The sequence below is a fragment of the Collinsella sp. TM04-29 genome, from assembly GCF_003466565.1.
In the GTDB taxonomy this organism is placed as follows: Bacteria; Actinomycetota; Coriobacteriia; order Coriobacteriales; family Coriobacteriaceae; genus Collinsella.
Window position 1 is genome coordinate 127,415 of sequence record NZ_QSPW01000005.1, and the last position, 10,193, is coordinate 137,607.

The following is a 10,193-nucleotide window of genomic DNA, read 5'->3' on the forward strand; positions in this document are numbered from 1 at the left end:
GATGTTCGTAATACAAGATTCGCAGACCTTTAGCTTTGCGTATCGGGCGCTTTGTTTCTCGAAATGCCGTGGAAAGGTTACAGTAATCTAATACTGAACTTAATTTGCTGTACCAGAGGAACGTCCATGACCGAAGATATCCCCCTTGAAATCACTTCGAGCGACATGGCCAATCTGCCCATATTCGTCGCCGTCCTTATCGTGGCCGCCGTCGTCGTGCGCGTGTATTTTTCAATCAAACGCAACGAAAAGCCACCCATTGCCCGCGTCTTTTGGTGCGCGACGCTCCTCATCCCGCTCGGCGTGGTAGCTGCATGGGTTACGAATCAATTGCTCGTAAATGAGGGCAGCTCCCTATGGATCCTTTCTTATTCGGCGCTCGGTGCTGCCGCCGTCATGCTTCTTGTCGAGCCCTTGGTTTCGGGACTTATCGACCAAACCGACCTTGCGACGGGAACAGTTGCCTGTATTTGCCGTGACATCCTTGTCATCGCCGCTGTTTCAGCGCTCTCGTTCGTTTCACTCGAAATTGCCTGCAACGAAACGTTCTATCGCATTCCCGCCAACTCATTCGGGTTTTCCGTCGGGCTGCTCGCGACGGTTCTGCTCTCCCTTTATTTGCTGGGACAGCGTCATGGAGGCGTCATGGCCCTCGTGCCCATCGTCTGTTGCATCCTTGGCATTGCCGAGCACTTCGTCATAACGTTTAAAGGCGAAGCCATCCTGCCAAGCGATATCTTGGCCCTTGGCACCGCAATGGAAGTGAGCGAGGGATACGAGTTTACCTTTACCGCCGGAATCGTAACCTCTCTCGCCCTGCTGGAGATTTCCTTGGGGCTTCTTTCGCTCATCCGACCGCAAAAGCTCCGTACGCCCACCCATGTCTTCCCCGCTATCGCCGCTAACCTCTGTGCTTTTCTGCTAGTGACCGTTGTGGGGCTCTCAGGCTTTTCCAACATCGACTTGGAGCAGGCGCTGGATTTTGGATTTGACCGTTGGCAGCCCATCACCACGTATGCGTCTCAGGGTTTTATCACTTCGTTCACCGAAATGGTCAACGAGTTGCCCATTGAGAAGCCCGAAGACTATACGCCCGATGAGGCACAGAGCATCGAGCAGGAGCTCGCCGCCGTCTACGACAGCACATATGGCTCGAGCGAACAGCGCGCGGCGGCCGTTGCCCAGTTCAATGAAATCAAGCCGACGATTGTTGCCGTCATGAATGAGAGTTTTAGCGACCTTTCGTGCTTTGAGCAGCTCCAGGCGGCCGGGTACACCGGCCCCGCATTCTACAACTCGCTTCCCGACACACTTGTTCGCGGCACCATGCTCGCTTCGGTCGCCGGTGGCGGAACGGCGAACTCCGAATTCGAATTTTTGACCGGAGCGACAACGGCCTTTGTCGGATTAGGCAAGATCCCCTATCAGCTGTATCAGATGAATGGCGTAAACAGCCTGGCAAAAGACCTTAAAGAGCTTGGGTATACCACTACCGCTATGCACCCGCAAAACCCCGTCAACTACCATCGAGATAAAATCTATCAGCAGCTGGGCTTTGGAGACTTTCTTTCAATCGGCGATTTCGAAGGTGCGCCCTATTACCATGCCGGCGTATGCGACTACGCCACCTACGACATGATACTCGACTTGCTTAGAACCGACGAAGCGCCACAGTTCATCTTTGACGTCACGATGCAAAATCACGGCGGCTACGACTATGGCACCGTTCCCGCCGAAGAGCTGACAAACTATTGGGTCGAGGGAGCCAGCGAAGGCGCCAACAGCGCGCTCAACACCTATCTCACCTGCATCAACGCATCCGACCGGGACCTCGAGTACTTTATCAACGAGCTCCGCAATATCGGCAGACCGGTTGTTCTTGTCTTTTTTGGCGACCATCAGCCGAGCGCCGCAACGACTCTCAACGACGAGCTGTACCCTCAGGAAGATACGGCAAGCCACGCTTTCCGTATCTATCAGTCGACATATCTCGTCTGGGCTAACTATGAGATCGCCGGCAATACCGAGCTCAACGTCTACGACACCGTCGGGGCAAACGAGATTGCAGCCATTACCCTTAATAAGATCGGCGCTCCGCTCACCAATTACCAAAAGGCCCTGCTTGCGACAAGGTCAGATGTACCCACCATCAATGTCGCCGGCTATCTCGGTGCCGACGGGCTGCGCTACGACTTGGAATCGGAAGACAGCCCCTACGCCTCGACGATCGACAAGCTGCAGCGCATGCAGTACCTCGAGTTCGCCAGCAAAGTTCAGTAAGCCCGCCCATTCGCTTGGGCCCATCATATTGCAAGCGCGCTCGGCCCAAATGCATCGCAAATGACTCCCGCTCGCAAACGAGGGTACAATGACGCTCGTGTCACATCGCGGGGCCCCGGCCCCAGCATATACAAAGGAGTCATACATGGGTTGCAAACACGCACAGGCCGCCGGCGGACAAACGTCGCCATCGCAATTTGAGGAGAACACGCTGTCCGAGGTCAAGCGCGTCATCGCCGTGCTTTCCGGCAAGGGCGGTGTCGGCAAGTCGTTTGTCACCGGCGCCATCGCCACCGAGCTTGCCCGTCACGGCCACAAGGTCGGCGTCCTCGATGCCGACATCACCGGTCCCTCTATCCCCAAGATGTTCGGTATGAGCGGACGCCACGTCCATGCTCTTGGCAACCTTATGCTGCCCGAAATCTCCGAGCACGGCGTCAAGGTCATGAGCTCTAACCTGCTGCTCCAAAACGAAACCGACCCCGTCCTCTGGCGCGGTCCGGTTATCGCGGGTGCCATCAGGCAGTTCTGGAGCGAAACCTCATGGGGCCCCATCGACTACCTGTTGGTCGACATGCCTCCGGGAACGGGCGACGTCGCTCTCACGGTCTTCCAGTCGCTGCCCGTCGATGGCATCGTCATCGTCACGAGCCCGCAGGATCTGGTCTCGATGATCGTCGCCAAGGCGGTCAACATGGCCGAGAAGATGAACGTCCCCATTCTGGGAATCGTCGAAAACATGAGCTATATCGAGTGCCCCGATTGCGGCAAGAAGATTGAAGTCTTTGGCAAGAGCAAGCTCCCCGAGGTCGCCGAGCGTTACAACCTCGAGATCCTAGGGCAGCTTCCCATCAATCCGGCACTCGCCGAGGCTTGCGATAAGGGCGAGGTTGAGACCGCGCTACCCGATGGCATGCTGCCCAAGGCCGTCTCTGCCGTCGAGGCCATCGCCCCGCACGAGACCGCCGAGGCCTAAGTGAACACAAACGCCTCCTATGACGTCTTGGTAATCGGCGGCGGGGCCTCGGGTCTCGCCGCCGCCATTACGGCCGCACGCGCAGGCAAAAGCGTCTGCATCGTTGAGCGCGATGTTGCCTGCGGCCTTAAACTCCTTGCGACCGGCAACGGCCGCTGCAACCTTTCCAACGAATCAATTGATTTCCAGCGGTACAACCACCCCGAATTCGTCGAATCCGTCATGGGTCCCCAGCCTGATCAGGAGCTCGGCAGTTTCTTCTCCTCGCTGGGCATCATGACGACCTCCGAGGAGGGCCGGCTGTATCCGCGCTCCCTTCGTGCCGAATCGGTGCGCGACGCGCTTCTCAACGTTTGCGACCGCCTAGGTATCACCTTAATCTGCGGAGCCAACGTTGCCTCGGCGCACAAAGCTTCCGAAGGCTGGGCACTCCAAATAGACCGTCCAGCGCGGGCGCTCAAGGCAAAAAAGCACGATGACCGAAAATCGGAGCTCCGCTCGCTTCGGAAAGCGCTCGCCGATGTCCCTCGCAAGAACGAGGCCCTGCAGGCACATGCCGTAATTATCGCTACGGGCGGCAACCCCACCGGTATCGCCGATACGTTTCGCCTCCCCCTCACTTCGCCGCGCCCCATCCTCTGCCCCGTATCGGCAACGGTCGTTGGCGATCGGGCGGCACTCAAGACGTTGGACGGCCTGCGCGTCCGTGTCCGCTTGACGCTCGCCCGCAATCATAATGAGCTCTGGCACGAAGACGGTGAAGTGCTGTTTCGAACCTTCGGTATCTCGGGTGTCGCTGTCTTCAACCTCTCTCGTCGTATCCAGCACGGCGATACGATCCTGCTCGACGTTTTCCCCGACCTCTCCAAAGACGAGTTGCTCGATATGCTCAACCGGCGCGTTGAGCTGTTCGGTGACTTTTCACCCCGCGATCCCCGTTGGCTCGACGGCATGCTCGCCCCGCAACTCTCCCGCGTCGTCTGCACAGCGTTCGAGCAGTGCCATCCATGCTCCAACGATGTCATCCACCTGGTCTCGATCCTCAAGCACTTTAAATTGCTCGTCGAGGGAACAACCGAGGAGCGCTCAGCGCAGGTCACGCGTGGTGGCGTATCTGTCGAGAGTATCTCAACACCCAGCCTACGCGCGCGCAGTGTTGTCGACGCCCCGCTTTACGTTTGCGGTGAAGCGCTCGACATCGACGCCGATTGCGGAGGCTTTAACCTTGCGTGGGCCTGGATCTCGGGCATTCGCGCTGCAAGCAGCCTGTAGCCGCGCAGTCTATAATCAAAAACGCATTCGGGCCGTCTGGGATACCGGACGGCCTCTTTCTTGCCTCTAAGGAGACCTCGATGATCGAAATCACCCAAGTCAACGCGTCGCTCGATGAAGCCGACGATGAAAATGCCTGTCTCATTGTTGGCAAGCGAGTCGCCAAGCGCGTCCTACGTTGCAAGGACTCCGAGATCAAGTCCATCGAGCTCCACCGCAAGTCAATCGACGCTCGCAAAAAACGAGACGTCCATTTTATCCTGAGCTTTCGTGTTGAGCTGACTAGTCCCCACCTCGAGCGAGAAGCGGTCGACAGCGTTACCGAGCGTGACCGCTCGCGCGTACGCGCGATAGAAGACGATGAGCCTTCATTCCCCTCCCCCGCCTCCGACGCACCTCAAGAACGCCCTGTCGTTGTCGGCGCCGGATGCGCCGGCCTTTTCGCTGCGCTTACGCTCGCCGAAGCAGGTCTTAAGCCCTTGCTCATCGAGCGCGGCGACCCGGCATTTCGCCGCTCGCAGGCGATCGACCTCTTTCTAAAGGAGCGCATCCTCGACCCCGAGAGCAATATCCAGTTTGGCCTGGGCGGCGCGGGGACCTTCTCGGACGGCAAGCTCAATACGGGAACCAAAAATCCCGCCCATCGCCTTATCCTCGAAACCTTCGTCGAGGCGGGTGCGCCCCGCGATATTCTGTGGGATGCCAAGCCGCACATTGGCTCCGACATCCTTCCCACGGTCGTCACCGCTATATCCCAGCGCATCGAGCAGCTCGGAGGTGTCGTCCGTTATCGAACGAAGCTCGTCGACATTCGCATCGACGCGTCTGGCGCCATCACCGGTATTGATGTCCAATCGTCCCAAGACACCGCTTGCGAGCCAATCGAGACAAAGCACCTCATCCTCGCCTGCGGGCATTCTGCTCGCGATATTTTTGAGCTCCTTAAGGACCACAACGTGGTCCTCGCACAAAAGACCTTTGCCATGGGCGTTCGCATCGAGCATCCGCAGCGCGACATCGACCGAGCCCAATTCGGAGCCTCGGCGGGACATCCTGCCCTCGGAGCAGCCCCCTACAAGCTCGTCGCCCATCTTCCCAACGGCCGCAGCGTGTTCTCGTTTTGCATGTGTCCCGGCGGGCAGGTTGTCGCCGCCTCTTCCGAGCAGGGCCACTTGTGCGTCAACGGCGCCAGTCTCAATGCCCGCGACGGACGCAACGCAAATGCCGCCCTGCTCGTTAACGTCACGCCTGAGGACCTTCCCAACGATGACCCGCTCGCCGGCATCGAGCTCCAGCGCGCCTGCGAGGCGGCCGCCTACCGCCTGGGCGGTTCCAACTGGAACGCACCGGCACAGCTCGTCGGAGATTTCCTCGCAGGACGCGCCAGCAAGGCGCCCGGAAAGGTAAAGCCCACCTATCCGCTCGGTGTGACCTGGACGGCAATTGACGAAGCCCTGCCGCAGCATATCGTCGAGTCGCTCCGCCTGGGACTTCCCCTACTTGGAAAAAAGCTACGAGGCTACGACCGCTCCGATGCTGTCCTTACCGGCGTGGAGACTCGCTCGAGCTCACCGGTCACCGTCACCCGAGACCGAACATGCCATGCCGTGTCGACCCCGGGCCTCTACCCTTGCGGTGAGGGAGCTGGATATGCCGGCGGCATCATGAGCGCCGCCACCGACGGCATCCGTTGTGCCGAAGCCCTGATCGCAGACCTCTAACGCACGAATTCCAGCGCGCAAAAGACGCATGCCCCGAGCTCCGCAGGGAACTCGGGGCATGTTCGCTATTTCTTAAACCGTGCACCCTGGCGTTTTCTGCCCGATGCGAACGTGGAACCCTTGCGAGCCTGCGAACGTAAGCGCTCGATCGTCTCGTCCTCAGACGCACCCTCGAGCATCGCCCGAATCTGAACGACGGCATCGCGCAGGCGCGCCGCCTCCTCAAAGTCCATGGCGGCAGAAGCGTTACGCATATCCTCTTCCATGGTTTCGACGATCCGCACGAGCTCGTCATGCGGCAGTTCTTCCAACTGCTCCGCAAGTGTCTGCTCGGGCGCCACCGTTTCCGGCACGCCACCCTCGCCCGACTCATCGGGCGTATAGAATGCGCCATGGCCAAGAGAGTCGCCCTTCGAGCGTCCCTTGGAACCCACGGTTTTTTCGGCCTCGGCAATAAAACTTGAGATGTCGTTGATGGCCTTGCGCACCGTCTTGGGCACAATGCCATGCTCTTCGTTATATGCCATCTGAATCTCGCGACGGCGCTGCGTCTCCTCGATGGCCTCTTTCATCGAATCGGTCACAACGTCTGCATACATGATGACTTCGCCATCGGCGTTACGGGCCGCGCGGCCAATCGTCTGAATCAGCGAACGGCGGTTGCGCAAGAAGCCTTCCTTATCGGCATCGAGAATTGCCACCAGTGAGACCTCGGGAAGATCCAAGCCCTCGCGAAGCAGGTTGATGCCAACGAGAACATCGATCTTGCCCTCGCGCAGCGTTCGCAGGATCTCGACACGGTCCATTGTCGCCGTATCAGAATGCATGTAATTGACCTTAATGCCCGCATCAAGCAGATGGTCGGTCAGGTCCTCGGCCATGCGCTTGGTCAACGTGGTCACCAGCACGCGCTCCTTGCGGGCAACGCGCTCGCGAATCTCGTCCTCAAGATCGTCAATCTGACCGCGAACCGGACGCACATCGATCTTGGGATCGAGCAGGCCGGTCGGACGAATAATCTGCTCAACATCGTTCTGGCTCACCCGCAGCTCGTAGTCGCCCGGCGTGGCCGAAACGTAGATGAACTGGGGGATCCTTGCCTCAAACTCATCGAAACGAAGCGGGCGGTTATCGAGTGCCGAAGGAAGGCGAAAACCGTGTTCCACCAGCGTCACCTTACGCGAGCGGTCACCTTCGTGCATGCCGCGAATCTGCGGCACCGTCACATGGCTCTCATCGATGATGCAGAGCATGTCCTTAGGGAAGTAATCGATCAGGGTAAACGGCGGCTCGCCCGGTTTTCGACCGTCCAGATGACGCGAGTAGTTCTCGATACCGTTACAAAAACCCATGGTCTCGAGCATCTCGAGATCATAGTCGGTGCGCTGCTGCAGACGCTGTGCCTCGAGCAACTTGTCGGTCGCCTTGAACTCGGCCACACGCTTCTCGCACTCTTCACTGATTGATTTCAGAGCCGCCTTGACCTTCGGCTTCTCGGTCACGTAGTGCGATGCCGGCCATACGGGGATGGCCTCGTACTCACGAAGCATCTCACCGGTAACCTCATCGATCTCGGCAATAAGCTCAACCTCGTCGCCAAAGAACTCAAACCGCAACGGATGCTCGGCATAAGGCGGATACACGTCGACAACATCGCCGCGCACGCGGAACGTGCCGCGCGCTAGGTCATAGTCATTGCGATCATATTGAATGTCGATAAGTGCATGGATAAAGTCATCGCGCTCGAGCGGCACTTTCTTGTCGACATTCGGCGCCAGCCCCGCATAGTCCTCGGGAGAGCCGATACCGTAGATACAGGACACCGAAGCAACGACGATTACATCGCGTCGAGAGAGCAACGAGGCGGTCGCCTGATGTCGCAGCATCTCGACCTCTTCGTTAATCGAGGAGTCTTTCTCGATATATGTATCGCTTTGCGGCACATACGCCTCGGGCTGATAGTAGTCGTAGTACGAGACAAAGTAGACCACAGCGTTGTTGGGAAAGAACTCTTTGAGCTCGCTCGCAAGCTGAGCGGCGAGCGTTTTATTGGGAGCCATGACCAGCGTCGGCTTCCCCAGGGCCTCAATAGTCTTAGCCATCGTGAAGGTCTTGCCCGAACCAGTCACGCCCAGCAAAACCTGATAGCGATCTCCGTCCCTCACACCCTGCACAAGCGACTCAATGGCCTTAGGCTGAGAACCTGCAGGCTCATAGGGAGAAACGACTTCAAACGGCACCTCAGCGCCCTCAACGCCAAAGCGCTTAAGTTCACCACCAACGCGTTCTACTTCAAATTCCGCCATGGATACTCCTAACTCATACATCTGCAGTATACGCAGGAGGTGGGCTTAGTCCTATACGAACCGATCGGGATAGAGCGTCTTATAGCGAACCCAGGCATTATTGACGCGAATCAGATAAGCCTGCGTCTCGGGGAAGGTAATCGCATTGTGAAGCGAGGTGCTCTGCTGCGCCCAACCATCCACATTGCCCATGCCGGCGTTATATGCGGCAATAGCGCTATCCGTCGACCCGTTGAAATACGTTAGAAGATACGAAAGATACGCACAGCCAAACTCGATGTTCGTAGCGGGATCGTCAAGGTTGTCGGCCGAATACCCCCCACCGTCGACAAGACCCTTGGCGATCATATCCTGGGCAGTCTCGGGCATCAGCTGCATCAATCCCTGAGCACCCTGATTCGACTCAGCCTCGGGATCCCAATTCGATTCCGACTTAATGACAGCGCACACCAGATACGGATCCAGATTATGCGAAATACTAGATTGCTTTACATACGCCTCGTAGTCAATGGGATACAGCGGCTTAAAGAAAGCCGCAGGAGCACACGAGTAAACGAATGAGATAAGGCCGAAGGCAAAAACGGCAGCCAGCGGTATAAGGCGATACCACGCAAAGAAACGTGTCTTAGGCATCGGCATCCTCCTTATTCGCAGTGTCTATAAACCCATGGCATGCAAGCCATGAGTCAAGCTGCTCAAAGAGCGAATTATCGCCTGCGGCATTATCAATCACCGTTGTAGCGAGATTGCACAGCGCAGACTCATCGGGCTGGCAAGCAGAACGGGCATCGAAATCAGATGGCTCCATGCCACGCTGAATAGCACGCTCGCGACGAACTGACAAAGGGGCGCTGATGACCAGAATTTCATCAGCCAAGCCAAATGCATCCTCAAAACCAGTCGGAGCAGAAACCTCGACAACCGCAAAGGGATAACGGGGAGATGAAACCGTACAGCAAACCGGATCGAGAATCCTAAGCGAAAGCTGTTCAATGAGAACGGGGTGCACAAGGTCATTGAGCCGTGCGACCGAATCAGGAGAAGCGAAAGCTCGAGAAGCGAGGATGCTGCGGCGAATGCCGCCCTCCTCATCCAAAATATCCCAGCCAAATTCTTCCGCGAGGGCATTGACGATATCGGAGCCTGGCACATACAGCGATTTGGCAAGCTCGTCCAGATCGATAAGCATGGCGCCATGAGATTCGAGATAGCGGCAGGCAGTCGACTTACCCGAAGCAATATTGCCCAAGACAAAAACGGTAAACATCAAGTCCTCCCTAACGCCAATGGGAGTTATTATCGCGCAAATACAAAAGAAGGACTCAAAATACAGCCAAACAGTAAGACAAGCTAAAAGAAGGCGAGTTCTTGTATTACAGCTCTTTATAAAACGCAAAAAAGGGGGAGGCCGCGAGGCCTCCCCCTTCTAAGTCCAATGACGGCTCGGTGCCGTCCACCGGTCAGCGGCGCCCTGGCCTCCCACGGGCTGGCCCCGCAGTACTCTCGGCGCGATGGGGCTTAGCTTCCGGGTTCGGAACGGGACCGGGCGTGCCCCCCATGCTCTGGCCGCTGACCGGTGGGCGGCGCCCACCGTTACGGTGTCCTGGGTCTAACATCTACGTGCCCTGGGGGCCGCAT

7 protein-coding genes and 1 rRNA gene are annotated in these 10,193 nt (G+C 57.7%); 4 read left to right on the plus strand and 4 right to left on the minus strand.

Translation table 11 applies throughout. The features are described 5' to 3' along the window. The first annotated feature begins 126 nt into the window (after positions 1 to 126). From DXD39_RS09155 to DXD39_RS09170, 4 genes are all read left to right on the plus strand, one after another. Entirely contained in the window at positions 127 to 2,280 is a 2,154-nt protein-coding gene (locus DXD39_RS09155; RefSeq protein WP_158565516.1) for an LTA synthase family protein, read from the plus strand. 145 nt (positions 2,281 to 2,425) lie between these two features. Continuing rightward, the gene (locus DXD39_RS09160; RefSeq protein ID WP_117803881.1) at positions 2,426 to 3,256 is read left to right on the plus strand and encodes an Mrp/NBP35 family ATP-binding protein; all 831 of its coding nucleotides are present in this window, start codon (positions 2,426 to 2,428) and stop codon (positions 3,254 to 3,256) included. Then, the gene (locus DXD39_RS09165; protein ID WP_117803882.1) at positions 3,257 to 4,528 is read left to right on the plus strand and encodes an NAD(P)/FAD-dependent oxidoreductase; all 1,272 of its coding nucleotides are present in this window, start codon (positions 3,257 to 3,259) and stop codon (positions 4,526 to 4,528) included. Between the two features lie 80 nt (positions 4,529 to 4,608). Further along, complete coding sequence (locus tag DXD39_RS09170) at positions 4,609 to 6,249, plus strand: NAD(P)/FAD-dependent oxidoreductase (RefSeq protein WP_117803883.1); 1,641 nt, start codon at positions 4,609 to 4,611, stop codon at positions 6,247 to 6,249. A 65-nt stretch (positions 6,250 to 6,314) separates the two neighbouring features. Here the strand turns inward: DXD39_RS09170 and uvrB are convergent, their stop codons facing one another. The 4 genes from uvrB to rrf form a co-directional block, all read right to left on the minus strand. Continuing rightward, complete coding sequence (uvrB, locus tag DXD39_RS09175; protein ID WP_117803884.1) at positions 6,315 to 8,555, minus strand: excinuclease ABC subunit UvrB; 2,241 nt, start codon at positions 8,553 to 8,555, stop codon at positions 6,315 to 6,317. Positions 8,556 to 8,606: 51 nt separating this feature from the next. After that, positions 8,607 to 9,188: a lytic transglycosylase domain-containing protein gene (locus tag DXD39_RS09180; protein WP_117803885.1), complete on the minus strand. Its 582-nt coding sequence runs from the start codon at positions 9,186 to 9,188 to the stop codon at positions 8,607 to 8,609. Next, positions 9,181 to 9,822: a dephospho-CoA kinase gene (coaE, locus tag DXD39_RS09185; RefSeq protein WP_117638014.1), complete on the minus strand. Its 642-nt coding sequence runs from the start codon at positions 9,820 to 9,822 to the stop codon at positions 9,181 to 9,183. Before coaE ends, DXD39_RS09180 begins: the two co-directional genes overlap by 8 nt. 191 nt (positions 9,823 to 10,013) lie before the next feature. Continuing rightward, positions 10,014 to 10,129 (minus strand): 5S ribosomal RNA (gene rrf, locus DXD39_RS09190). Positions 10,130 to 10,193: the final 64 nt, after the last annotated feature.